This is a genomic window from Salegentibacter echinorum (genome assembly GCF_900129445.1).
Classification (GTDB): Bacteria; Bacteroidota; Bacteroidia; order Flavobacteriales; family Flavobacteriaceae; genus Salegentibacter; species Salegentibacter echinorum.
The window spans coordinates 57,653-83,322 of the sequence record NZ_FQVT01000012.1; the positions used below are offsets into that span (position 1 = coordinate 57,653).

Genomic DNA, 25,670 nt, shown 5'->3' on the forward strand with positions numbered 1-25,670 from the left:
ACATCATCACATCATCACATCATCACATCATCTAGATTCCCTTATCTGCCAAATAGCGCTGTACTGCATAGATATCTATACTTTTATTAAAGCGTTTACTCACACTGGGATTGTTTTCGCTAGAAATCCAGATCTTTAATTCGGCATCAAGATCGAAGGTGCCGGCTGTTTCCAGGGAAAAGCGGGAAATATGCCGATAGGGAAGGGAGAGGTATTCCTGTTTTCTCCCGGTCAAACCCTGAATATCAATTAGAATAAGTCGCTTATTGGTAAACATGAAAATATCGCGTAATAAAGAAAAACCAAGTTCAATTTCTTCGGTTTCAGTGAGTAGCCTTCCGTATTTTGAATCTAATTCTTCTTTAGAAATACTGGCTGCATTGCCAATTAATTTATTGAATAAGCTCATATTTTTGATGTTTTTAGCGCTTCAAGTTAATTATAATTTTGCCACGAAACACGAATTTATAAAGTTTAAAAAGGACGCTGATTAAGCAGGATTAGCCTGATAAAAATTGTAAAATCATTTTAAAGCACTTCTAAAAAAAGGTTTCACGCAGAGATTCAAAGTCCATTAAGCTGAAAGTATAATATTGATTTCTTTGCATAGTTAGTAGGTTAATTTTTAACTTAATCATCAAACGTGAAATTTTACAAATCATTAATTCTGATGAATAATCAGGATTAATGCTTATTTTCGGCACATAAAATTACCGGAATAAATTAAGTGTGGAGAGAGACTGGCTATATGAAATTACCCCAAAGAGAAAGCTAATAGACTTAAATTTTAAGGAGATTTGGCGTTACCGGGATTTGTTAGTATTGTTTGTAAAGCGCGATATCGTGACTGTTTATAAACAAACTATCCTCGGGCCGCTTTGGTATTTTATCCAACCGCTTTTTACTTCTATAATTTTCACCCTCGTTTTTAATAATATTGCCAGTATTCCTACCGGAAATGTGCCCGCCTTTTTATTCAATCTAACCGGAATAACCGCGTGGAATTATTTTAATCAGTGTCTTACCGGTACCTCCAATACCTTTACCGCAAATGCCGGAATCTTTGGAAAAGTGTATTTCCCCAGGGTGATTATGCCCTTAAAAACCGTGATTTCCAATCTGTTTAAATTTGGGATTCAGCTGTTGATTTTAATAGTTTTTTATTGCTATTTCCTATTCCGCGGCGCAGAGATAAGTCCGAATACCAATTTATTATTATTTCCAGTTTATGTTTTAATGATGGCTTTATTGGGACTTGGTGCGGGAATGACGATTTCGGCATTAACTACTAAATATCGCGATCTTACGGTTTTAGTAGGATTTGCCACGAGTTTATTGATGTATGTTTCGGCAGTGCCATATCCGCTGAGTGAGGTTTCCGAAAAAATGCCCGATTTGGCTTGGCTGGTAAAATACAATCCGCTAACCCAAATAATTGAGGGATTTCGGTATATGGTTTTAGATACCGGTAGCTTTAGCTGGCTGGGTTTTGTTTACACATTAATTGTTTCCATAGTACTTTTTCTCCTCGGACTTATTATTTTTAACCGAACGGAAAAGAATTTTATCGACACAGTTTGATGGTAGTTCGCAGTCTCAGTGGGCAGTCGCACTTGGCAATATTCAGTAAAAAACTGACAGCCGATAACCCAGAACCCATAACCCAGAACTGATAACCCACAACCGCTAACCATGAAAAACCACCAAACAATTCCGTTATTTTACTGGTCATCTATTAAGTTTGAAGGAAAACCAAAGGAAAATTATGGGGATTTATTGTCTAAATATTTAGTGGAGAAAATCCGTGGAAAACCGGTGAAATGGGTGCAACCTAAAAAGCAGCCCTGGTATAAGCTGAATAAAACAAATTACCTGGCCGTGGGCAGCATCTTGGCGCACGCCACAAAAGATAGCGTGGTTTGGGGCAGCGGGATAATCGATGAAAAGCACGCTGTGGCAGAGGCTGATTTTAAAGCGGTACGCGGCCCACGCACCCGAGAATTTTTGCTGAAATCTGGTTATGAATGTCCTGAAGTCTATGGCGACCCGGCTTTGCTATTACCGCTTTTTTATAACCCAGAGGTTGAAAAAAAATATAAAATTGGGATTGTGCCGCATTATGTAGATTACGCTCAGGTAAAACAATGGTACTCCAGTAATGAAGAAGTAAAAGTAATAGATTTATTAACCGACGATGTGGAGGCCACCACCCGGGAAATTCTCTCCTGTCAACAAATCATTTCCTCTTCTCTACACGGACTCATCGTTGCGCATGCTTATGGTATTCCAGCGGTTTGGGTAAAGGTTTCAGATAAGCTATTTGGGGATGGTGTTAAATATCTTGATTATTTGGAATCGGTTGAAATAAAAACTTATACGCCTCCGGCATTAATCGGAACTGAAACCATTGAGGATTTACAGTTGCTTCTTAAAAACCACCGAAGCCTTCCGGGAGAAAATAAGGTGCGAGAGCTTGAAAAACAACTAATGCAAGTATGCCCTTTTAGATAGAAGTAGGCAGTTAGCAGTCGCAGTATGCAGTTGGCAGTCACAGTTTGCAGTGAATGGAACACCAAACCCCAAACACTAAACAAGTGGGCAGTCGCAGTTGCAGTTCGCAGTACAACAAAACCCAAACTTTAACAAATTCAAACTCACAACTCATAACTCACAACCCATAACTCACAACTCACAACTGAGAACAGACAACCGAATTCCCATAAATTTTTATTACTTTTCCGAGATAAATTAATACTTCAAAACTGCTTACTTAAATATTGCCAACTAAAAGTATGGGTGTTATTCTAAAGGCCGAAAATATCTCGAAACAATATCGCCTGGGAAGGGTTGGCACGGGTACGCTTAGTCACGATCTTAACCGCTGGTGGCATACCGTGCGGGGCAAAGAAGATCCTTATCTTAAAGTAGGTGGTGTTAATGACCGCAGCGCCAAAGCAACTGAAGATTATGTTTGGGCTTTACGCGATATAAATTTTGAAGTAAATCAGGGCGAAGTCCTGGGAATAATTGGTAAAAACGGTGCGGGAAAATCTACCCTGCTAAAGATACTTTCCCGGGTAACTGCACCCACTACCGGTAGAATTAGAACAAAAGGCAGAATCGCTTCTTTACTGGAAGTAGGTACCGGTTTTCACCCCGAACTTACCGGCCGCGAAAACATCTTTATGAATGGCGCCGTTTTGGGTATGACCAAAACCGAGATTAAAAGCAAACTCGACGAAATTATCGCTTTTTCGGGTTGTGAAAAATATATAGACACCCCTACCAAACGCTATAGCAGTGGGATGAAAGTAAGATTAGGCTTTGCCGTGGCCGCGCATCTCGAACCCGAAATCCTGGTGGTAGATGAGGTGCTGGCCGTGGGTGACGCCGAATTCCAAAAAAAAGCCATAGGTAAAATGCAGGACCTTTCCGGTGGTGAAGGGAGAACGGTGCTTTTTGTGAGTCATAATATGGCAAGTGTGAAAAAATTATGTACTACCGGAATTGTATTAGAAAATGGAACAATGAGTTTTAAAGGAATTATAGACGAGACTCTCTCATATTATCAAAACACCTATTCCGAAAATGTTCATACTATTTATCATGGCAATAATATTATTAAAAAAGCTAATTTGAATAATGAGACTAATGTTATTAAATATAATTCAACGCTTCAGGTAGAAATCTCAATAGAGGTCAATGATATTATAAAGAAATTGATTTTAGGCATCGTCATTAAGGATTTAAATGATGTAGAAATGGTTGGAGTAAACAACAGGCATTACCATAAAAAAAGCATAAATGATTATGATGTAAAAAAAGGAAAAATTGTTCTTACAATTGATAAATTAAAACTATTGCCCGGGAAATATAAGATTGATTTATATCTTGGCGATACTACAACAGATTTAGAAATAGTAAAAGATGCGCTAAAATTTGAGGTGGTAGAAAATTTTGAAATAGATTTAATGAAAAATATTGATTTTCGAATAAATAAGATTGTACACGAAAAAATTACGTGGGATTATTCCGAACTAATTTAAAATATGAAACTGATTTGAAAAAATATATCAAGTCTTGGAAAGTTAAAACAAAAGAATCTAAATTTTATAAGAATTTATTTGTAAATGATCCTAATTGGAATAAAAAAACTCCTAATGAAGAAGAAAAGTTAAGATGGGAATTAATAAAAGATTTTTTTAAAAAAATAGAAAACAAAAATAGGGATTTACAGATACTAGATGTTGGTTCAGGTCGCGGATGGCTTACAAATTTACTCTCAGATTATGGAAAAGTTAAAGGCATTGAGCCCGTAGGAGCAGTAGTGCGACATGCCAGAAAGTTATTCCCCGAACTATCTTTTGTTCTTGGTAAACTAAATGATTTTGTCAAAGATAGTGAGAAAGCGGGTAACTACGATTTAATAGTTTGTTCAGAAGTCATTGAACATATTCCTGATGATGATAAAAATAAATTTGTCCATAATATAAGCCTTCTTCTAAAAAAAGATGGTTACTTAATATTAACGACGCCGCGGAAAGAAGTTAGTAATGAATGGAATAAATATTTGATGCCAAATCAACCAGTAGAAGATTGGTTAAGCGAAGATGAAATAAAGGAAATTTTAAATAAAAATTCTTTTAATGTAATTGATTTAAAAAGAATTTCTTTGCAACCAAGATTTGATGCGCCAAAATTTGAAATTTATCAATTATGGTTGTTTCGAAAAGGAGGAAAATAGCACCTCTCATTTCGATAATAGTTCTTTGTTATCATCAAGTTCTATATTTATTAGATGTTTAATTTAAAAGTTTGTTATTGCTTACAATGAAAAGGATATGAAGAATAACCTACCGCTTATATCTGTTGTGCTGCCTGTTTATAATTGCGGATCCTACATATCAGAAGCGATAGAGAGCATTTTGTCCCAAACCATTTCAGATTTTGAACTTTTAATAATTGATGATGCATCGCAAGATGACACCGTATCTCAGGTTGAAGCATTTGAAGATAAGCGTATAAGACTCATTAAAAAAACTGTAAATAAAGGTCTAATTGATAGCTTAAATTTAGGTTTTTCTTTAGCAAAGGGGAAGTACATCGCCAGAATGGATGGTGACGATATTTCTTTAAGGAACAGATTTGAGAAACAATTAGCGATTTTAGAAAACAATCAGGACATAAAGGCAGTTGGCTGTTGGCTTCAGTTTTTTGGAAACGAAAATAAAGTTTTAAAACATTTTGAATATCACAGTCAAATTCAAGCACAACTGCTAAACAGTTGCCCTATGAGTTTAGGTTCCGTTTTACTTGAAAAAGAAGCATTCAAAAAGTTCAAATTCGATAAAGATAAACTTCACGTAGAGGATTATGATTTTTGGTCCCGATCTGCCTGGGAATGCGAATTTTATAATATTCCAGAATTCTTATATTTATACCGGGTTCATGGAAATCAGGTTTCTTCAAAATACAGGAAGATACAGTTAGCAGGTAGTATTAAAATAAAATTGGAACTATACAAGAAACTTTCATATAACTGCGAAAAATTCCCTGATCATTTACTAATTAGGTTGTTCTTTAAGAAAGAAATAAAAAATGCGTTAGATTTTAAATTTCTAGAAAAGTGGTTTCGCACACTGCTCAAAAAAAATAGTAAGGACAGGGTTTTTGAAAATACCGAGTTTAAAAAACATATAAAACAAGTTCGGAAAATGATTATTTATCATATATTTTTTTTAAATCCGGACTCCAGGATTAGCTTTAACCAACGATTAAAAATTTTGTCAATGCTGAAATGGGATGAAATTAATTTTGTTCTAAGAAGAAAATTTAGAAAGCGCACCAGGTCACTAAAAGAATAGAAATTATAGTTGAAATGAATCCAACAAAAAATAGGAAAAGGATTTTGTTCAAACTATGGCAATTTCCGCATTTATCGGAGACTTTCATCACCGCTCAAATCATCACGGCCATAAAATGCGGTTTTGAGGTTTCTGTTTTAGTAAAAGAGGCTTTAGATTTTGAGGAAAGCAAACAGAAATCGCTTATAGAGGAGTACGAGATTACCGATAAAATAATTCCTGAAGATTATAAAGTTCCAAAAAATAAATTATTTCGATTATTGAAAATAGCTTTTCTGCTTCCAAATATTTTTAGAAATTTTATTTTCTTTAGAAGGTTTCTAAAAGAACAAAAGAAGTTAAGCTTATCCCTGTTCTATCAATTTCATTTCTATACCAAATTTAAAGATTTCGATATTATCCATGTTCAATACGGCACTAATCGAAGTCCTATTGATAACTTTAAAAAAATAGGTTTTTTCAATTCTAAACTTATAGTTTCTTTTCACGGCCATGATGCCTTTTTTCCAATAAATGGATTTATTGAGAATAATGGATATTATGACGATTTATTCCTCTACGGCGACCTCATAATAGCTAATACGCCTTATCTTGCCAGAAAGATCGAGGAATTAGGTTGTCCTGCCCAAAAGCTTAAAACAATACCCGTGGGAGTGGACGCCAGTTTTTTTAATGGAGAAAAGAAAAAAAATCAAATCGAAGAATCTTTTCAACTTATTAGCGTTGGGAGGTTGGATAAGGTTAAAGGACATAAATATGCCATTAAAGTGGTGAAAAGCTTAAAGGCAAAAGGATTTCCTGTTCATTTATCTATTATTGGGGAAGGGGAGGAAAGATTAGCTTTAAAGAACTTAATAAAGGAGTTCAAATTAGAATCTGAAGTTAGTCTTATCGGTAAAAAAAGTCAGGCAGAAGTAAAAGATTATTTGCTTTCCGGCAATTTGTATATTTTAGCAGCGGTACCGGTTGAAAATAATAGAAGGGAAACACAGGGTTTGGCAACTCTAGAAGCACAGGCTTGTGGTTTACCGGTAGTTGTATTTGATTCGGGAGGTGTAAAATACACCTTAAAAGACGGCGAAACCGGGTTTATTGTGCCGGAGTTTGACACCGATAAAATGGTAGAAAAAATTGAAATGTTATTTTCCAATCGAAAAAAGCTTGAAACTATGAGTGCCAATGCGAAAGCTTTTGTTACACAGAATTTTGCTCAGGCCATTATTGACCAACGTTGGTGTAATTTATATTCTGAATTAGTAAAATGAATAATTCCGGAAAACTTTCAATAATAATACCCTGTTACAACGACTATCTTTACATTGAAGAAGCTGTAAATTCTGCTTTAAATCAAACTTATAAGAATAAGGAAATAATTGTTGTAGATGATGGCTCCAATATTGACACTAAGATGGTTTTAAGGAGGTTGGAACCTAAAATCTCTAAACTAATCACTCAAGAAAACCAAGGTCAAAGTATAGCACGAAATAACGGTATTAAACAATCAAATGGGGAGTATATACTGAATTTAGATGCAGATGATTATTTTGAACCGACATTTTGTGAAAAAGCTATTATGGCAATAGAGCGTGATTTCAATATAAAAATCGTAACATGTAAAACGAGAAGATTTCATATAAAAGGTGAAATTGATATTTTTACTTCTACTGGGGGGAACATCAATAATTTTTTATTTAAGAATTCAGCAATGGGAAGTTCCATGTTTAAGCGAAAGGATTGGGAAAGATGTGGGGGTTACGAAGAAATATTGCCTATTTTAGGACTTGAAGATTGGGAATTTTATTTAAATATTTTAAAAACTGGGGGAGTGGCTCATGTATTACCCGAGGTATTGTTCAATTATCAGGTTCGTGAAAATTCTACCACCGCGCAAATAAAAAAATTAAAATTGGATAAGTTCAAATTTATCATTTTAAAGCATTCTGAACTTTACAAAGAAAACTTCGAAGAACTAGTTACAAATTTTATTGAAAGGCTTAAGATTGAAGAAAGGGAGAAAATTAAGAATACGAAGAGAATCGACTTTAAACTAGGAGAAGCCTTGTTAAGACCTTTTAGGTTTATCAAATCCTTAATTAAATAGAAAATGTCGCAGCATTCTCAAAAGGTTACGATTATCATGGCCACCTATAATAGGGCTCATTTCATTGAGGAAACTTTAGATTCAATCTTAAGTCAAACTTATAAAGACTGGGAATGTTTGATTATGGATGATGGCAGCGAAGACAATACCATAGAAGTACTGCAACCTTATTTAGAAAAAGATACCCGGTTTAAGTATCTAAAACGAACTGCAAAATATAAAAAAGGCTTGCCGGGATGCCGCAATATGGGCCTAGATATTGCTAAAGGCGATTTTATTATTTTTTTTGATGATGATGATATTGTGCATCCAGAGAATTTAAAGATTTCAGTTAAAAATTTTAATAATAAAGTTGGTTACGTTCGATACGTGAGAGAAGTTTTTTGGGGAGATTTTCACTATAATTTCGATAGAAGTTCTAAATATAATTCTGAACTCCTGGACATTTCTGTTTTAGACAAAATGATTACTAATAAAATCCCTTTTAATTCGTGTCAGGTAATGTGGCGAAGGGAATGTTATAATAAAAACAGGTTTAATGAGAGTTTGATGTATGCAGAAGAATGGGAATGTTATTCTAGAATTCTTTCTTCCGGGATTAAAGGAGTTTCTATAGATGAAGTTCTTTTTTATGGAAGAAAGCATCCCAATTCCAATACGGGGGAGTTTAAAAATAGAAGTCTAAAACGAAGAAAATCTAAAATTATAGCTACTAAATTGATTATTGATAACCTCAGAGATAAAAAGCTTTTATCAAACTCCTTACAATATTATTTTATCCGGCTGGGTTTTGAACTTCAGGAATTAGAAATTCTTAATTATGCAGTAGCTAATTCAAAACTTTCTTGGATAAGAAGAATAGCTTATTCTTTGGGCTATAAATTTTATCCAATATTAAAACCCATTTTCAAACTTAAAGGCAAACTAAAGATGTCTTAGAATTTCAACAATCCTATTCCCGGTTCTCCCATCCCATAATTCAGGAATACTCCCTTTTTTCCAATTTCCGGTCAATACTTTATTTATAGCCGGAGCAATAGCTTTGGGATCTGTACGCAAAAGCTCATTAGTTCCGTGGCTGATAGTTTCGGGCCTTTCGGTATTGTTCCTTAAGGTTAAACAGGGGATTCCCAAAACCGTGGTTTCTTCGGTAATCCCCCCAGAATCGGTTAGTACAGCTTTACACCTTTCTACCAAATAATTAAATTCCAAATAAGATAGGGCATCCACTATAAATAGTCGCGGATGGGTAAAACCGAGTTTGTTTAGTAATTTCCGTGTTCTTGGATGCGCCGGGAAAATTACGGAAAGCTCCTCCGAATTTTTTAGTATTTCCTCAAGATAGCTTTTTAAAAACTTTTCTTTAGAAACATTGGCCGGACGGTGCAGGGTAACAATTATAAATTCTTTTTCCTTTAGTTGAAATTTATCCCATATTTCCGGTTTGCGGAAATTGGGTTTAAACCTTAATAAAGTATCAATCATGGTATTGCCCACAAAAAACACATTTTTTTTATTATGCCCCTGGCTTATTAGAAAATCTGATGCTTTTTGAGTAGTGGTAAAAAAATAATCGCTGATGCTATCAATTAAAACCCGGTTCACTTCTTCCGGCATATCCCAGTCATTAGAGCGAAGACCGGCTTCAATATGAGCCACTTTTACCCGCATCTTTTTGGCGGTAATAGCACAGGCCATACTGGAATTTACATCGCCCACCACGAGACAAATATCTGGTCTGGATTTTTCCAGCAATTTCTCATAAGCAATCATTATTGCCGCAGTTTGTTCTGCCTGAGAACCGCTGCCTACATTCAAGTTAATATCGGGTTTTGGGAGTTCTAAATCTTTAAATAAACTTCCGCTTAGCGCTTCATCGTAATGTTGACCGGTATGTATAAGCCGAAATTTTAGAGGCTTTCCCATTTCTTCATTAGCACCGAACAACGCGGCAATTTTTACAAAATTTGGGCGGGCCCCCGCTATAAGGTCTATTATCATTCTGGAGTGCTTTAAACAAAACTAAGGGATTTTATTGAGTTCTCTGTTTTTTTATTCAATGCTTAAAAGGCTGCGAAAGGCTTAGTTGGTCTTCGACAAGCATAGACTGACGTGCCCTACGTCACGCTGAGCCTTTCAAAGCGTTTTGTATTGTCCCACTGAGCCTGTCGAAGCGCTAATTATCAATCAATTTTATATCTTTAACAAAAATTACTCAGTTGTTGAAATCATCTTCCCTCAAAAAAATCCTGGTAGTTGCAGAGTCGATAGACGTAGAGGACAGCAGCGCTTCCAAAGGAAGGGTTGCCTTAATAAAAAACCTTGCAAAAGCCGGATTTCAACTTCAGGTATATCATTATACCCGAAAAAATATCCAATTGGAAAACATTCCCTGTTATGCCATAAAAGAAAATAGAAGAAGCTTCTTGTTTATATTAAGCAGACTGGAAAGGCAGATTAGATATAAATTAAAAATACATCTTAATAAACCACTCGAAAAGATTTTCGGTTTTTCCTTTACGCTTTTTAACGACCGGAACAGTATAGTTTCCAGTCTTAAGGAAATACAGATTAAAGAATATGATTTGGTATTGACCTTAAGCAAAGGCGGAAGCTTTAGGCCACATCATGCACTTTTAAAAATGCCTGCGGAATGGCATAAAAAATGGATGGCTTATATTCACGATCCTTATCCCTTCAGTTGCTATCCAAGGCCTTACGATTGGGTGGAACCGGGACATGCAAAAAAGCGTAATTTTTTTATTGAGATTTCAAAAAATGCAACTTTTATGGCCTATCCCAGCCTGCTATTAGCACGATGGATGGAATCCTACTATCCGGGTTCAAAAGATAAGCGGGTCATTATCCCACATCAAATTCAAACAGATTATTCAGTAGGTAAGCTTCCTGCCTTTTTTGATAAAACCAAGTTTAATATTGTACACGCCGGATTTTTGATGGGGGCAAGAAATCCCACGGGACTTCTAAAAGCTTTTAAACTATTTTTAGAGAAAAATCCTGAGGCCAGGGAAAATGTCCGATTAATTATGATTGATGGTCCGTCAATATATTCCAATAATTTTCAAAAAATGATGTTTCAAGTTCCACAGTTTTATGCTACGGAAAAAAAACTTACTTTCGATTGCGTGTATGCCGTGCAGCAAAATGCCAGCGTAAACGTTATTTTGGAAGCAAAAGCTCCCATAAGTCCGTTTTTACCGGGGAAATTTCCACATTGTATTGCGTCTGAAAAGCCAATTTTATTATTGGGTCCCAACATTAGCGAATCCCATAGGTTATTGGGTAAAGATTATCCTTATTGGGCAGAAATAGATGATGTGGAGGCAATTTATCAGCATATTGGTACTTTGTATAAAGAAAGAAATTCAGATAAAAGCGATAATTCCAAACACGATTGTTTAAGAGAATATCTGTCTCCTAAATATCTTAAAAAAACTTTTCAGGAAATTCGGACTTAAGAAATTTTTAGTTTAGATTAAAATATAATTTTTGGTATAACACTCAGGTATTTTGATGAAAAGCAACCTTAAAATTAGTGTTTTTATGCTTGCCTATAATCAGGAAGATTATATTGCACAGGCAATTGAAGGTGTTGTAAACCAAAAGACAAAATTTAATTTCGAGTTGTTAATTGGGGAAGATGCCAGTACCGACAATACTTTAAAAATATGTAAAAGCTACAGAGCCAAATATCCAGAAAAAATTAGGATTGTAGAAAATTTCGAAAACTTAGGTCTTGGTGCCAATTATTTAAAAACATCAAATGAGCTTAAAGGAGAATACATAGCTATTTGCGACGGGGACGATTTTTGGATAGATGACTATAAACTGCAGAAGCAAGCTGATTTCTTAGATGCTAATAGAATCTTCGACATCGTCTTCGGGAAGTGTAGGAGATTATATCCAGATGGAACGATAAGTAATTCCGATGTAAGTGGTTCCAATGTTGTAAAAAATGGTGATTTTAGTAACTTAATAATGCAAAATTTTATACCTTCTGTAACGGTGCTTTTCAGGAATAATATGATAAATAATAGCTTGCCCTCCTGGATAAGGAACTTGCCGTACGGCGATTGGCCAACCTATCTTTGGACTATTAAAGAAGGTGGTAAGATTTATTTTATGGATGAGGTTTTTGCGGTTTATCGTGTAGAAATTGGAGAGTCCTTTAAACTCAATAAAAAGTTGAGCAATAGTTTTAAAGTTGAATTAAAAATATTAAACTTTCTTAATAATGACAAGCAATACAAACATTGGAAAAAGTTTATTAGAAAGAGTATTAGGAATAAAAATAAATCATTAATGCTGGCTTACAATCGGGAGGGGGATTACATTAAAGCATTCAAAATTTATACTCAACTTCTTAGAATAAAATCTCTATTTCCACTAACGAAATTATATTTTTATTCGATATTGAAAAAAATTAAATGACGCCTAAAAATCAAATTTGAATAAATTTTGAAAATCCTTCTCGTCTCCATAGCTTCTCCACACTTTTTTAATTGGACCAAACAATTGGAAGGTTCAGGTCACCAGGTTTATTGGCTGGATGTATATGATTCTGGGGGGTATTTTAAACAAATAGATTTTGTACATCAAATCACCGGTTGGCGTCGCCGCTGGGATTATCCTGGGCGTCATAGATTAAAGAGAAAGCTTCCTGTTCTCAATAAGTTGATAAATATATTTAATGAGCAAAAACTTGAAAAAGTATTTGAGGAAAAATTAAAGCAAATTAAACCAGATGTTGTACATAGTTTTGTGATGTACCTGGCGACAGCACCGATTTTAAAAGTAATGCAGCAGAACCCCCAAATTAAATGGATTTACTCCTCCTGGGGCAGTGATTTGTACTACTTTAGAAACGAAAAAGCTAAGTTATTAGATATTCAAAAAACTTTACCTTGCATAAATTATTTGTTTACAGACTGTAAGCGGGATTACAACATTGCTCAGGAAAACGGTTTTAAGGGGTCATATTTAGGAACGTTTCCGGGAGGAGGAGGTTTTTCTTTAAAAAGTGCGCAGAAATTCGTTCTGCCTCTGGACGAAAAGGATATTTTGCTGATAAAAGGATATCAAGGCAGAAATGGAAAGGCCGTAGAAGTATTGAAATCCGTAACCAGTCTAAAAGAGGAATTGAAGGATTATAAAATTGTTGTTTTTGGTGCTCCCCAGGAGGTATTTGATTATGTAGCTAATTCTAAAGAATTGTTGAGGTTTACTAATTTAAAACTATTTGGTCAATTGCCGCATAGAGAAATTTTGAAGTTGATGGGGAAAGCAAAAATTTATATTGGCAATAGCACTTCAGATGGCATGCCCAACACCTTATTGGAAGCCATAATCATGGAAGTCTTCTCTATCCAATCCAATCCGGGTGGGGCGACTGCGGAAATTATTAAACACGGCAAAAATGGTTTGTTGATTAAAAACCCGGGAGATAGCAACGAAATTGCAAAACTAATTTTAAAAGCTATAGAAACCCCAGATTTATTAAAATCAGGAATTACATACAACACACAAAATATTAAACCGAACTTAGAAAGGGAAAAAATCAAAAAACAAGTTTTGAAAAAATATAAATTAGTTGAAAACAATTTGCTATAGTTTAGTACTGCGTTATTGCTGTCATTCAGAGCAGAGCGAAGAATCTCAACCAGCGCTAAAAAGATTCCTCTCCCGTATTCTCGGGACGGAATGACAGTGCGTGGTCGTTGTCATTCAGAGTGGAGCGGGCGGAACGAAGAATCTCACATTGTCGCAAGAAAGATTCCTTCTTCGTCGGAATGACAATGTGGTGGAATGACGGTGCGTTGTCATTCAGAGTGGAACACAGTGGAGCGAAGAATCTCAACCAATGCTAAAAAGATTTCTCTTTTGTCGGAATAACAATTTATTATAACAGTAATAGCTTTATTAGTAACAGCCATAAAAATTGAAAGTTAACTTGCTAAACCTAATCTACCCATACCGAAACCGCGATTTACAAAGGCTTAAAAATTCTTTTGAGTCTTTAGCAAGGCAAACCAGCAAAGAATTTAAAGTTTTTTTTATCGATTATGGGAGTGATCCAAAAACTGCCGAAAAAGTCAAAAAACTATGCGCTGCTTATTCGTTTATAAGCTATCAATATTGTTTTACCCAATTCCAGCCGTGGAATAAAAGCCGGGCATTAAATTCGGTGATTAAAACCCTGGAATCGGGCTTTTGTTTTGTGGCCGATGTGGATATTATTTTTCATTCCACATTTGTGGAAAAAGCTATCTCGCTTCAGGAAACCGATAAAAGCCTTTATTTTCAGGTAGGTTTTACTTCAGAAAAAGATAAAATAAGAGATATTTCAGAAAACAGGTTTCATCAGTATAGAAAAAGCACCGCGGAAGCAACCGGCCTCACGATGTTCCCGGTTGAGGTTTTAAAAAAGCTTCGCGGATTTGATGAGTTTTATCATTTTTGGGGTGCCGAAGATACCGATATGCACGCGCGAATAAAAAATGCCGGTTTTCAGCTTGAATATTTTGATAAAGAAGTGCTTTTATTGCACCAATGGCATAAAAGTTATCGGGCTTCAGAAACCCAAAAACTTAGCAGACGTCTACAGGTACAGGGGATTGTTCAAATAAATCATCAGTATTTAAAACTTGCTATTCAGCAAAAAAAAACCATAATCAATCAAAATTCCTGGGGCAACATCTTGAGCAAGGCAGATTTCCTGCAACTCGAAGCACAGCCGGTAAACTTAAAACTGACGAACGAAAAAGCGAAAATCCAGGCCTTTTTGTATGGAGAACTGCCCGGCCTGGAAAATCAAATTTTAAAACTTCGCATAGAAAAATCGACTTTTGAAGGCTCGGGTAAATTCCGCTTAAAGAAGATTTTTGGGAAAAAAGTACCGGAATATTACAGTTTAAAAGAAATCAACGATTTGCTACTGTTGCAGGTTATTTCATTTTACCGCGATAAACCTTATATCTATAAAATAGGGGCAGACTTTAAAAGCATTGAATTCGCAATTAAGTGCTAACCTTCTGTATGTATGTCTTTAAAACTCAAACTAAAAACCAGCTTTTTTAAAATACTGGATAAGCTGCCGCCAAAAATTGGTTACGCTATGTACCACCAAACCCAACAGCTTTTGGGTAGTAGCAGCTTACAAAAGAAACTTAAAAGCAACCTTAACAGCTATAGGCTTCTTAAAAAAATCTGCAAAAAAATAGGATTTTCTTTGCGTGCAAAAACGGTTCTGGAGATTGGCTCGGGTTGGGTGCCGGCAATGCCCTATTTTATGCTCTATTTGGGGAAAGCCCGGGCGGTAGCTACTTACGATTTAAACCTGCATTATAACAAAAGGAATATTCGCGGATTTAATGCTTTGTTTACATCAGAATTTGGCATCCCCGTTGCTGCTGCCGCTAATAGCAGGTATGCGCTACCCGAAAGTGTCGCTTATTATCCAAAAACCAACCTGATAAGTTCAGAACTCCCTGAGGTTGATGTGGTTTTTTCCCGATTTGTGCTGGAACATGTTATTCCGCAGGATTTAAAGTTGATGCATAAAAAGTTTAAAAACGAGCTGAAAGAGGGCACTTATATCATTCATTTGATCTCCCCCAGCGACCATAGAGCTTATGTGGATAAAAATTTAAGTTTGCAGGATTTTCTGCAATACAGCGAAGCCGAGTGGCAGCAAAAACAAACAAAATTTGATTATCACAACCGGTTGAGGTTGCCGGAATATTTAAGTATTTTTGAAGCTGCCGGACTTGAAGTAACACATTTGGATTATAGCACTCCAAATAAAAACTCGGCAGTTTATAAAAAATTCAAGGCTTTGCAGTTACATAAAGACTATACACATTTTACAGATAAGGAACTTACCGCGGGGGCAATAAACGTGGTTTTAAAAGTATAAATTTTTAGTCTTCCGCTATTATGCTATTAAATTAAATATAGAGACATTATATTAGCCGTTAAGAACAAGAATTATGAAATCTGTAGGATTTATTCCTTTAAGAAAAGGATCTAAAGGAATTAAGGGAAAGAATAAGCGTAAAATATTGGGAAGGCCACTCTTTAGTTGGGTCCTTGCCGAAGCTGTATTCTCTAATCTTGATGAGGTAATTATATTTAGCGATGATGAAGATGTATTAGAATTTGTTGCGCAGGAATATACCTGGACCACGAAGTTAAAAGCCGTAAGGAGATCTGATAAAAACGCCGGAGACGCTGCTTCTACTGAAGCTGCTATCCTGGAATATTGTGAAAAAGACAATTATGATTTCGATGTCTTTTGTTTACTACAGGCCACTTCCCCCTTTACCCGTGCTATTCATATTAACGAATGTTTGGAACAACTCAGCCGGGGATTTGACAGCTCTTTAAGTGTGGTAAGAACCAAACGTTTTATTTGGGACGAAACTGGACGGGCCATAAATTACGATTATAATGACAGGCCAAGAAGACAGGATTTTAAAGGGCTTTTGGTGGAGAATGGTGCTATCTATTGCACAACGAAAAAAGTACTAAAAGAAAATGAAAACAGGATTAGTGGGAATATAGCAACAGTAGAGATGCCGGCAAATTCTTATGTCGAGATAGATTCAGAAGCTGATTGGGAAATAGCTGAAAAATTACTAAAATCCCAATTAATTTCTAACAAAGGAAACGCAAGAATCACCCATTTATTTTTAGATGTGGACGGCGTTTTTACGGACGGAAAAGTACTGTTTTCCGAATCGGGGGAATTGGCTAAATCTTTCGATATGCGGGATGGAATGGGCCTGGAGATTTTACGACAACACGGTATTGAAGTACGGGTTATGACTTCAGAAAACTCCCCACTTGTCGCCGCCCGGATGAAAAAATTAAAAATTGATAAAGTTTACCTGGGAGTTAAGGATAAGTTTGGTTTGCTACAAAATTTGATGCATCAGGAAAATTTAAAAAGCTCGAATTTGGCATATGTTGGGGACGATGTAAACGACATGGCTAATATGTGCAAAGTAGGTTGGTCTTTTGCTCCGGCCAATGCTATGCGTGAGATTAAAAATATTGCCGATGTAAATTTATCTAAAGCCTCCGGAAGTGGAGCCATTCGCGAAGCCTGCGATTTTCTATATAAATATAATAAACGATTTAATGAAGTATAAGAGTCCTTATGTTATTGCTGAAATTGGCTGTAACCACAAGGGAGAGATGGAACTTGCCAGGGAACTAATCACCATGGCGAAAGTGTTTTGCAAGGTAGATGCGGTTAAATTTCAAAAGAGGAATAATAAGGAATTGCTTACAACTGCGCAATACAACGCACCCCATCCCAATCCCATTAATTCTTATGGGGAAACCTATGGGGAGCACAGGGAATTTTTAGAATTTAACCTGGAGCAACACCGCAGCCTCAAACAATTTTGTGAAGATTTAGACATTACCTATTCCAGTTCTGTGTGGGATTTAACTTCAGCACAAGAGATTGCGTCTATTAATCCCGATTTTATCAAAATCCCATCAGCCTGCAACAATAATTTTGAAATGTTGGGTTGGCTTTGTAAAAATTATTCAGGAGAAATCCATATTTCTACCGGAATGACCACGAAAAAAGAAATTGATGGGTTAATCAATTTTTATGAAGAGAGGAAAAGAAATAAAGATTTGATAGTCTATAATTGTACTTCCGGCTATCCGGTGCCTTTTAAGGATGTATGCCTTCTCGAAATCTCTCGCTTAAAACAGGAATACGAAAAAAAAGTAAAGCATATAGGTTTTTCAGGGCATCACCTGGGAATCGCTGTAGATGTTGCCGCTTACACCCTGGGTGCAAATATTATAGAAAGGCATTATACCCTGGATAGGACCTGGAAAGGAACAGATCACGCCGCATCTTTGGAGCCGGCCGGACTTAGAAAACTTAAACGCGATTTGTTGGCGGTTGAAGAAGCGCTTGCTTTTAAAGAAAAGGATGTTCTTGATATAGAACAAGTGCAAAGGAGAAAATTGAAATATCAAAAATCCTGATGAATAAGAAGATTTTTATTCTTGTGCCCGATGGTGTTGGTTTAAGGAACTTCGGCTATACCCAATTTGAAAAACTAAAGATCGAATATGAGGCAGAGCTTATTTATTGGAACAATACTGTGTTTCCTATTAAAGACCGCTTGGGTTTTCAGGAATTGAAAATTAATGAAACCGAAACGCATAAATTGACGCCGCTTTATTCAAGGGCGAGAAAGCGCGTGGAATTAAATAATTGGGCAAATAAATTTAATGATGAGGTTTATCATACCTACAAGTTTCCCTTTAATACCAAAGGTTTAAAGAATAAAGCCAAAACTGCTTTTATAAAATCTTTGATTAAGTTCTACAATACTGAAGAAGGAGGTTTTAAAATTGGTGAGAAGATAAAAAAATTAGAACGAAAGAGCAGCAAATATATCAGTTGCAAAAAACAGCTGGAAAAACATAAACCCGATTTTGTTTTTTGCACCAGTCAGCGTTCTACTCAGGCTATAGCACCAATATTGGCTGCCCGTGATCTAAAAATCCCTACAGCCAGCTTTATCTATTCCTGGGACAATGTGCCGAAAGCAATGCTGGTGGTCGATACCGATTATTATTTTGTATGGAGTGATTTAATGAAAGAGCAATTACTCACATATTATCCATATATTCCAGAAAGTCGTGTTTTTGTTACAGGAACACCTCAGTTTGAACCTCACTTTGATAAAAACCTAATGCTACCTAAACAGGATTTTTTTCGTGAATATGGGTTGGATGAGAACATAAAATATATTTGCTTTTCGGGGGATGATACCACCACTTCTCCTTTAGACCAATATTATCTGGAAGACCTGGCTCTTGCTGTTAAAGCACTAAATAATGAAGGAAGTAATCTCAGAATTATTTTCAGGAAAGCGCCTGTAGACACCACTAATCGATATGATGAAGTCTTGAAAAAGTATAAAGAGCTTATTGTTTCCATAGAACCAGCCTGGGCGAAAATGGGTGGAAATTGGAATGAGATATTTCCTCTAAAGGAAGATTTTAGTTTGCTGAATATCATTTGCGAACATTCAGAACTCGTGGTAAATATATGTTCTTCCATGGTGTTTGATTTTGCATTACATAACAAAGCTTGTATTTATTTAGATTATGAGCAGCCCCAACTTAAAAAAGGAATAAGGGATATTGGCCAAAATTATAACTATGTGCATTTTAGGTCTATGCCTTCCAGAAATGCAGTTGGTTGGGTTAAAAGCAAACAAGAATTAAAATTTAGGTTGAAAGAATTGTTACAAGAGCCACAACCTATGGTTAAAGAAGCGCAAACCTGGTTTAAAATGGTAGCGGGAGAAGATGCTGAAAAAGCTTCGCAGAGGATTTGGAACTGTCTAAACGAAATCACGGCATAATTAATTCAAAACTTAAATTGTACTAAATCAATTATAATGGGACTAACTATAAAGTTTCTGAAGGAAAACCAGCTTATCTCTATTCTTATCCTATTAAGTCTCATTTCTTCATTAAGGATATTATTCTTACCGTTATTTGGTGATGAGATAACCTATTCCAAAATTGCTAGGAATATTATTTTCTTTGGTGAATATTCTTTAAATAACAAACCTTCAACTATAACGCCCTCAATACCAATTTTAATTGCCGTTTTTTATACAAAATTTAACCCAATAGTTGGCTTTGTGCTTGTCAAGCTGGTCAATTTACTATTTATAGTAATAGGACTTAGGTATGTTTTTCTGTTTTTCAAGAAATTGAAGCTAAATAGGGAAATTGTATGGAGTCTCATTTTACTTACCGTTGTGAATACTAATTTTGTAGTATGGAGTTTAAAGCTGTACCCGGAGCCTCTATTGTTTTGTTTTTTCTGGATCTTCATTTATTTTGTATCAAAAATAAAGTACAGAGAAAAAGATTTGATTTTTGTGCTTTTAGCATTTATGGCTTTGGTTTTGACGAGATACGTGTATGCCGTATTAGGACTTTTGGTTGCTTATATTCTTTTTGGTTATTTTAAAAATTTAATTGTTAATAAGGATTATAAAAAAGTTAGCAGGATAGTAATTTTGGGCAGTTTATGCGCACTACCATTACTTTTTTGGTTCAAATATATATATATTTTAGAGAAAGATGTGGATACCGGTCTTAGCTATTTTACTAGGTTTAAGAACAATGAATTATTGTATAATTTAAAAGCTGGTATAGGTCTTATTAAACATGAAGAAGTAGGAAAGGTTAACGGAATACCCGCATTTATCTCTTTGTTTATTCCTATTACCGGAATAAGAAACTGGATTATTAGTTGCTTTTTAATCCTAACTTTTACCACTGGTTATCTGGTTAATTTAAAAAAACATTCTTCCTTTAATAAACTTTTTGCCGCAATAATGCTTGTTATGACAGGTTTAGTTTTAGCAGGAACTGGTTTTAGCAGGTATTGGCTAATTATGCTGCCTGGATTTTTATTGGGATTTTACCTATTTTTCAACTATTTAAAACTAAAAGATTCTTTATTTGTGCTCTTGGCAAAATTGATAGCCATAATCTATGTGATAAACGAATTGAGATTAGATTATGTAGTTTTGAGCAAACTGTAATGTGATGAGTTGATGCACTATTTAGGTGGTCCTTGGGAGGGTTTGTTAGAAGCAGGATAAAGTAAATGTTGAAATAATTACAACAAATGGTCAAAAAATTACTTATTTATATGCCTGCTTTAGATGAGCAAGAAACAATTGAGTCCGTTTTGAACGCGTTGCCTAAAACTTATGATGGTTTCAAAGAAATTGAGTTGTTGGTTGTTAACGATGGCAGCATAGATGAAACTGCGAATGCAGCAATGCTTGCCGGTGCTACTGTTGTCAATCATTCTCAAAATAGAGGAGTTGGTAAAGCATTTCAAACCGCTTTAAATTACGCACTGCAAACAAAAGCAGATATTTTGGTAAGTATTGATGCAGACGGGCAGTTTGATGCAACCCAAATAAATGAAATGTTGCAACCTATACTCGATAATCGAGCTGATTTTTGCATAGGAAATAGGTTTTGGAAGGGTGGTCCAGAAAAAATGCCCGCAATTAAATATTGGGGAAACAAGCGAATAAGTAAGATCGTCAGTTTAATAAGTAAAACTAAAATTGAAGATGCTTCATGTGGCTTTAGAGCATACTCTAAGGATTGTCTATTTAGACTAAATTTACAAGGCGAATTCACCTATACCCACGAAACCATTTTAGAATTATTACATAAGGGATATAGAGTGACTCAGGTACCAGTGAGGGTAACTTATTTTGATAATAGAGTTTCGAGAGTAGCCAATAATCTTCTTGGGTATGCGATTCGAACTTCAATAATTATCTTCAAAAGTTTAAAGGATTATAAACCATTGCAGTTCTTTTTGGGCATTGCATTTTTTGTGCTATTTATAGCATTTTTAATAGGAGGTTTTGTATTAGTTCATTGGTTTAATTCCGGCAAGATTACACCTTATAAAAGCTTTGGTTTTATAGCACTATCACTATGCGGGATGGCTGTAGTAATTGTAACCTTAGCTTTTATTGCTGATATGTTAAATAGAATTCGGGAAAATCAAGAAAAAATATTGTATCTCACTAAAAAGAAATATTTTGAAAAGAATTGATTATTCAAAATTAAAAGCTAAGCCAGAAACAGAAGATTTTTCTGGAAAATATGAAAATTCTAATTATATATCTAAGTATCTCTTGAACAATTATTTCAAAGCAGTAAACAGATTGCTGAAATTAACTGAAAATGTAAATACTGGCCATGAAATTGGAATAGGAGAAGGTAATTCAACAATTAGATTGAAAGATATGATTGATGAATTAAGTGGTTCTGAATTTTTAGAAAAGCTAATTCCCATTGCCAGAAAGAACAATCCAAATATATTTATTTTTCAAGAAAGCGTTTATGAACTTAAATTCGAAAAAAATAGTATAGATCTTGTTTTTCTGTTAGAAGTATTGGAGCATTTAGATTATCCAAAATTGGCTTTAAAAGAAATTCATAGAATTTCGAATAGATATTTAATATTAGGTGTTCCAAATGAGCCTTTATGGCGTATATTAAATCTCTGTAGATTCAAATACACAGGAAGATTCGGTAACACTCCGGGACATATAAATCATTGGTCGAGGAAATCTATTATAAAGCTTGTAGAACAGAATTATGGAAGAATTTTAGCCGTTGAATCGCCGATACCATGGACAATTATTTTAGCAGAAAAATATTGAATATTATACTTTCCTCAAAAAAATTATTTAGTAACAAAAAACTATTCCTAAAATACTTGTTCATAAGCTTGATAAGCTATTTGTACACTTTTTCAAGCCTATTTTTTCTCATAGAAAAGTTGAATATTAGTAAAGAATTGACATTTGCAATAGTTTATGGAAGTGCTTATCTAATTTTATACGGGGTGCAATTGAGATTTTTATTTTTCAAAAAGCATGATTCTTACAAATTTTTCCGCTATTTAGGTTCAATAATATTTTTTTATGTTAATGCAAATCTTTTTTACAACATTGGGCTAAGGTTAAATCTTCATTATCTGCTTTCAACAGTTTTAACTATAGTAATTCTAATGCCTTTACGACTAATGATATATACTTTGTATGTTTATAAAGACTAATGATTTTCTATATTATGCACATCGCCTTCCTTACCCCAGAATATCCCAATCCTGCTACCGGTAATTCCGGGGGTCTGGGCACCAGTATTAAAAACCTGGCAACTTCTCTGGTGACACAAAATATAGAAGTCAGCGTTTTTATTTATAGTCAGAAAGAAGATTCCAGTTTTAAGGAAAACGGTATTAATTTTTATCTTATTAAGCATAAAAAATATACTTTTTTTGGATGGTATTTATATAGAAAACACCTGCAACAGCTTTTAAATAAATTTATTAAAAGCAAGAAAATCGACTTGGTAGAAGCCCCCGACTGGATCGGGATTACCGCTTTTATAAAACTAAAATGTCCAATAATTATCAGAATGCACGGCAGCGATGCCTATTTTTGTGCTTTGGAAGGCCGAAAACAAAAATGGAAAAACCGTTTGTTTGAAGAACGCGCCTTAAAATCGGCAGATGCGCTGCTCTCGGTAAGTGCTTTTACTGCGGAAAAAACCAGGAAGATTTTCAACTTAAAAAAACCTATCAGTATCATCCCAAATAGTATTGAAATCGGGAATTTCCCGCCATCTGCAATTCAGCCCAAAGAAAACCGACTTCTGTATTTCGGAACAATCATAAGAAAAAAAGGAGTGTTAGAATTAGTCGAAATTTTTAATGAAATAGTTTTAAAAAAGCCGGAAACTGAGCTTTTACTGATTGGCAAAGATGTGGTTGATATTTTCGAAAAACGATCTACGCTGGAGTTGTTTAGAGAAAAGCTTTCAGCAGTTGCATTAAATCAACTGACTTACCTTCCGGAAGTAAGTTATACCGAAATAAAGGAACATCTGGCAACAGCAACTGTAATCCTTTTACCCAGTTTTGCCGAAGCATTGCCCATGACCTGGTTGGAAGCAATGGCGATGGAAAAATCAGTGGTAACTTCCAATATAGGCTGGGCGGTAGAAGTAATGATTAACGGAAAAACGGGATTTACCGAAGATCCTAAACTTCATAAAGCTTATTCCGAAAAAGTACTCTATCTGCTAAACAACCCCGAAGAAGCCAAAATAATGGGGAAAACTGCCCGACAGCAGGTGATAAAAAAGTTTTCTTCGGAAGTGGTGGTGAAAAAGAATTTGGGATTTTATAAACAAATATTGCAAAAACAATAAAGGAACACCTGAGAGAAGAAACTCAGGCGCATTAAAGATTCTTCGCAGCCTGTCTTGAGCCTTTCGTCTAACGCTCAAGAAAGGCTAAAGTCGAAAGGCTCTGAATGACAACCGAACTGTCATTCCAACACCCTGTCATTCCGACAAAAGGAGGAATCTTTTTAGCGTTGGTCCAGATTCTTCGCCCCGCAAGCTCCGCTCTGAATGACAACCGTATAGTCATTCCAATGCACTGTCATTCCGACGAAGGAGGAATCTCTTGAACGTTGGTTCAGATTCTTCGCAGCCTGTCTTGAGCGAAGCCGAAAGGCTCTGAATGACATCGCGCTGTCATTCCTCGTTCCGCAAGCTCCACTCTGAATGACATCGGTACTATCATTCCAACGCACTGTCATTCCGACGAAAGGAGGAATCTCTCAAGCCTTACTACTATGAATCAGACCTCATCATTTAAAAATTTCCAATCAGAATTGAAATCGGATATTAGGTTATTTTTCTTCTTTCGCGACCAGCCCTTAATAATCTTCTCCTTGCGTATTGCCGTTTCCACATTAAAAAAATGTTCGTAATAAATGAGGAAAAAGCATTTGTATTTCGTTGTAAATGCTTTGGAGAAGGCTTCTGGGTTTCTATGCTCAAACAAGCGTCTTTTCAGATCGTTAGTCATCCCGGTATATAAAACGGTTTTATTCCTATTAGTTAGGATATAAACGTAGTAATTATGAGTTCCCAGGGTTTTCATTGTTCTAATTTAAATAAAAACTAATAAACACAGTAGAGATTCTTCGTTCCGCAAGCTCCACTCTGAATGACAACGAATGTCATTCCGACGTGGAGGAATCTCTTCAACGTTGGCTGAGATTCTTCGCTCCGCAAGCTCCGCTCTGGATGACATACGTATTGTGATTCCGTTCCGATAGCGGGAGAGGAATCTCATCGGTTAACTTTATAAATTATGAAAAACATAAAACGATTTTGTATTTTTGAAAGAAACACTGCTATAATGGAAACAATTGAAATTAAAACCAGGATTCTAAAGTTTGTAGAGCATGCGGATGAGCGTATGTTAAGAATATTTAATGCCATTATTGAAGCCGAAGAAAATGAATTGCCACAATCCCATAAAGATGTTTTGGATGAACGAATAAAATTCCATCGGGAAAATCCAAATGATGGAAAGGATTGGGAGGAAGTAAAAAATTCCTTGAAAGAGCAATATGCTTTATAAGATTGTTGTAAAAAGATTGGCAGAACGTGATATTGCTGAAGCCAGTGAATGGTATTAAACCCGCGGAAAGCATCTTACTAAAAAATTTATACAAAAAGTTGAGGAAGCAATTTTGTTACTGAAGAAAAATCCTGAACATTACCAAAAAAGATATAATGAGGTAAGGATTATATTTATGGAGATCTTTCCTTTTGCATTGTATTATACCTTAGAAAGTAATACCGTTTTTATCCACGCTGTTTTACATACAAAAAGAGAACTGAGAACAGGAATCGAAAGAATTTAAATTTTATTGAGATTCTTCGTTCCTCTGAATGACAACCTTACTGTCATTCCGACGAAGGAGGAATCTCTAGATATTGGTGGAGATTCTTCGCTCCACTCTGAATGACATCCGTACTATCATTCCAACGCACTTTCATTCCGTCCCGAGGCCTCGGGAGAGGAATCTCTTGAACGTTGATTCAGATTCTTCGCAGCCTGTCTTGAGCGAAGTCGAAAGGCTCTGAATGACAGTAGGAAGTCATTCCGTCCCGAGCACTCCTTTAGGTTTGTAAAGTACAATTTCACTTATTTAAGAAAGGATGGTAATGATGATGAAAATTTCTTTTTTTGCTTCTTTTTTTCTTTGTTAATA

At 35.4% G+C, this 25,670-nt stretch carries 25 protein-coding genes; 22 read left to right on the plus strand and 3 right to left on the minus strand.

Annotated features, from left to right (window positions below; all coding sequences use genetic code 11):
- Positions 1-31: 31 nt before the first annotated feature.
- The gene (locus BUA71_RS14020) at positions 32-409 is read right to left on the minus strand and encodes a PH domain-containing protein (RefSeq protein ID WP_072880849.1); all 378 of its coding nucleotides are present in this window, start codon (positions 407-409) and stop codon (positions 32-34) included.
- A 320-nt stretch (positions 410-729) separates the two neighbouring features.
- On the opposite strand from BUA71_RS14020, the gene BUA71_RS14025 reads away from it, so the two are divergent.
- The 8 genes from BUA71_RS14025 to BUA71_RS14060 all read left to right on the plus strand — a co-directional run bounded on the left by BUA71_RS14025 (position 730) and on the right by BUA71_RS14060 (position 8,904).
- Positions 730-1,581, plus strand: coding sequence for an ABC transporter permease (locus BUA71_RS14025; protein ID WP_072880851.1), 852 nt, complete (start codon positions 730-732; stop codon positions 1,579-1,581).
- Between the two features lie 111 nt (positions 1,582-1,692).
- On the plus strand, positions 1,693-2,511 hold the full coding sequence (locus BUA71_RS14030) for a polysaccharide pyruvyl transferase family protein (RefSeq protein WP_072880853.1): 819 nt from the start codon (positions 1,693-1,695) through the stop codon (positions 2,509-2,511).
- Positions 2,512-2,792: 281 nt separating this feature from the next.
- A complete protein-coding gene (locus BUA71_RS14035; protein WP_072880855.1) occupies positions 2,793-4,046 on the plus strand; it encodes an ABC transporter ATP-binding protein in 1,254 nt (417 codons plus the stop codon).
- 14 nt (positions 4,047-4,060) lie between these two features.
- Entirely contained in the window at positions 4,061-4,744 is a 684-nt protein-coding gene (locus BUA71_RS14040; protein ID WP_175545963.1) for a class I SAM-dependent methyltransferase, read from the plus strand.
- Between the two features lie 97 nt (positions 4,745-4,841).
- Positions 4,842-5,864, plus strand: coding sequence for a glycosyltransferase family 2 protein (locus BUA71_RS14045; RefSeq protein ID WP_072880859.1), 1,023 nt, complete (start codon positions 4,842-4,844; stop codon positions 5,862-5,864).
- 14 nt (positions 5,865-5,878) lie between these two features.
- Positions 5,879-7,129 carry a glycosyltransferase family 4 protein gene (locus tag BUA71_RS14050; protein ID WP_072880861.1) on the plus strand — a complete coding sequence of 417 codons (1,251 nt, stop codon included), beginning with the start codon at positions 5,879-5,881 and terminating at the stop codon, positions 7,127-7,129.
- The gene (locus BUA71_RS14055; protein ID WP_072880863.1) at positions 7,126-7,965 is read left to right on the plus strand and encodes a glycosyltransferase family 2 protein; all 840 of its coding nucleotides are present in this window, start codon (positions 7,126-7,128) and stop codon (positions 7,963-7,965) included. The genes BUA71_RS14050 and BUA71_RS14055 overlap by 4 nt, the downstream gene beginning before the upstream one ends.
- Before the next feature lie 3 nt (positions 7,966-7,968).
- The gene (locus tag BUA71_RS14060; protein ID WP_072880865.1) at positions 7,969-8,904 is read left to right on the plus strand and encodes a glycosyltransferase family 2 protein; all 936 of its coding nucleotides are present in this window, start codon (positions 7,969-7,971) and stop codon (positions 8,902-8,904) included.
- Here BUA71_RS14060 and wecB read toward each other — a convergent pair.
- A complete protein-coding gene (gene wecB, locus BUA71_RS14065) occupies positions 8,890-9,966 on the minus strand; it encodes a non-hydrolyzing UDP-N-acetylglucosamine 2-epimerase (RefSeq protein ID WP_072880867.1) in 1,077 nt (358 codons plus the stop codon). The two genes, BUA71_RS14060 and wecB, sit on opposite strands and share 15 nt — an antisense overlap.
- A gap of 221 nt (positions 9,967-10,187) precedes the next feature.
- Here wecB and BUA71_RS14070 point away from each other — a divergent pair, with 221 nt between their 5' ends.
- From BUA71_RS14070 to BUA71_RS14125, 12 genes are all read left to right on the plus strand, one after another.
- Positions 10,188-11,444: a glycosyltransferase family protein gene (locus BUA71_RS14070; protein WP_072880869.1), complete on the plus strand. Its 1,257-nt coding sequence runs from the start codon at positions 10,188-10,190 to the stop codon at positions 11,442-11,444.
- A gap of 55 nt (positions 11,445-11,499) precedes the next feature.
- Positions 11,500-12,417, plus strand: a complete 918-nt coding sequence (locus tag BUA71_RS14075) for a glycosyltransferase (protein WP_072880871.1) — start codon at positions 11,500-11,502, stop codon at positions 12,415-12,417.
- Between the two features lie 27 nt (positions 12,418-12,444).
- Positions 12,445-13,596, plus strand: coding sequence for a glycosyltransferase family 4 protein (locus tag BUA71_RS14080; RefSeq protein ID WP_072880872.1), 1,152 nt, complete (start codon positions 12,445-12,447; stop codon positions 13,594-13,596).
- 328 nt (positions 13,597-13,924) lie between these two features.
- Positions 13,925-15,013 carry a glycosyltransferase family 2 protein gene (locus BUA71_RS14085; protein WP_245812599.1) on the plus strand — a complete coding sequence of 363 codons (1,089 nt, stop codon included), beginning with the start codon at positions 13,925-13,927 and terminating at the stop codon, positions 15,011-15,013.
- A gap of 12 nt (positions 15,014-15,025) precedes the next feature.
- Positions 15,026-15,901, plus strand: coding sequence for a hypothetical protein (locus tag BUA71_RS14090; protein WP_072880874.1), 876 nt, complete (start codon positions 15,026-15,028; stop codon positions 15,899-15,901).
- 73 nt (positions 15,902-15,974) lie between these two features.
- Positions 15,975-17,138 carry an acylneuraminate cytidylyltransferase gene (locus BUA71_RS14095; RefSeq protein WP_072880876.1) on the plus strand — a complete coding sequence of 388 codons (1,164 nt, stop codon included), beginning with the start codon at positions 15,975-15,977 and terminating at the stop codon, positions 17,136-17,138.
- The gene (locus BUA71_RS14100; RefSeq protein WP_072880878.1) at positions 17,128-18,000 is read left to right on the plus strand and encodes an N-acetylneuraminate synthase family protein; all 873 of its coding nucleotides are present in this window, start codon (positions 17,128-17,130) and stop codon (positions 17,998-18,000) included. The genes BUA71_RS14095 and BUA71_RS14100 overlap by 11 nt, the downstream gene beginning before the upstream one ends.
- Entirely contained in the window at positions 18,000-19,394 is a 1,395-nt protein-coding gene (locus BUA71_RS14105) for a glycosyltransferase family protein (protein ID WP_072880880.1), read from the plus strand. The genes BUA71_RS14100 and BUA71_RS14105 overlap by 1 nt, the downstream gene beginning before the upstream one ends.
- Positions 19,395-19,922: 528 nt before the next feature.
- Positions 19,923-20,594 carry a hypothetical protein gene (locus tag BUA71_RS17870; protein ID WP_245812600.1) on the plus strand — a complete coding sequence of 224 codons (672 nt, stop codon included), beginning with the start codon at positions 19,923-19,925 and terminating at the stop codon, positions 20,592-20,594.
- Between the two features lie 86 nt (positions 20,595-20,680).
- Positions 20,681-21,637, plus strand: coding sequence for a glycosyltransferase family 2 protein (locus tag BUA71_RS14115; RefSeq protein ID WP_083572110.1), 957 nt, complete (start codon positions 20,681-20,683; stop codon positions 21,635-21,637).
- On the plus strand, positions 21,624-22,250 hold the full coding sequence (locus BUA71_RS14120) for a class I SAM-dependent methyltransferase (RefSeq protein ID WP_175545964.1): 627 nt from the start codon (positions 21,624-21,626) through the stop codon (positions 22,248-22,250). The genes BUA71_RS14115 and BUA71_RS14120 overlap by 14 nt, the downstream gene beginning before the upstream one ends.
- 397 nt (positions 22,251-22,647) lie before the next feature.
- Positions 22,648-23,805, plus strand: a complete 1,158-nt coding sequence (locus tag BUA71_RS14125; RefSeq protein WP_245812601.1) for a glycosyltransferase family 4 protein — start codon at positions 22,648-22,650, stop codon at positions 23,803-23,805.
- A gap of 436 nt (positions 23,806-24,241) precedes the next feature.
- Here the strand turns inward: BUA71_RS14125 and BUA71_RS14130 are convergent, their stop codons facing one another.
- Positions 24,242-24,547 carry a GIY-YIG nuclease family protein gene (locus tag BUA71_RS14130; RefSeq protein WP_072880886.1) on the minus strand — a complete coding sequence of 102 codons (306 nt, stop codon included), beginning with the start codon at positions 24,545-24,547 and terminating at the stop codon, positions 24,242-24,244.
- 213 nt (positions 24,548-24,760) lie between these two features.
- Between BUA71_RS14130 and BUA71_RS14135 the strand changes: the two genes are divergently transcribed.
- The gene (locus BUA71_RS14135) at positions 24,761-25,033 is read left to right on the plus strand and encodes an addiction module protein (RefSeq protein ID WP_245812602.1); all 273 of its coding nucleotides are present in this window, start codon (positions 24,761-24,763) and stop codon (positions 25,031-25,033) included.
- An 88-nt stretch (positions 25,034-25,121) separates the two neighbouring features.
- Positions 25,122-25,319, plus strand: coding sequence for a type II toxin-antitoxin system RelE/ParE family toxin (locus BUA71_RS18030; RefSeq protein ID WP_083572112.1), 198 nt, complete (start codon positions 25,122-25,124; stop codon positions 25,317-25,319).
- Positions 25,320-25,670 lie beyond the last annotated feature (351 nt).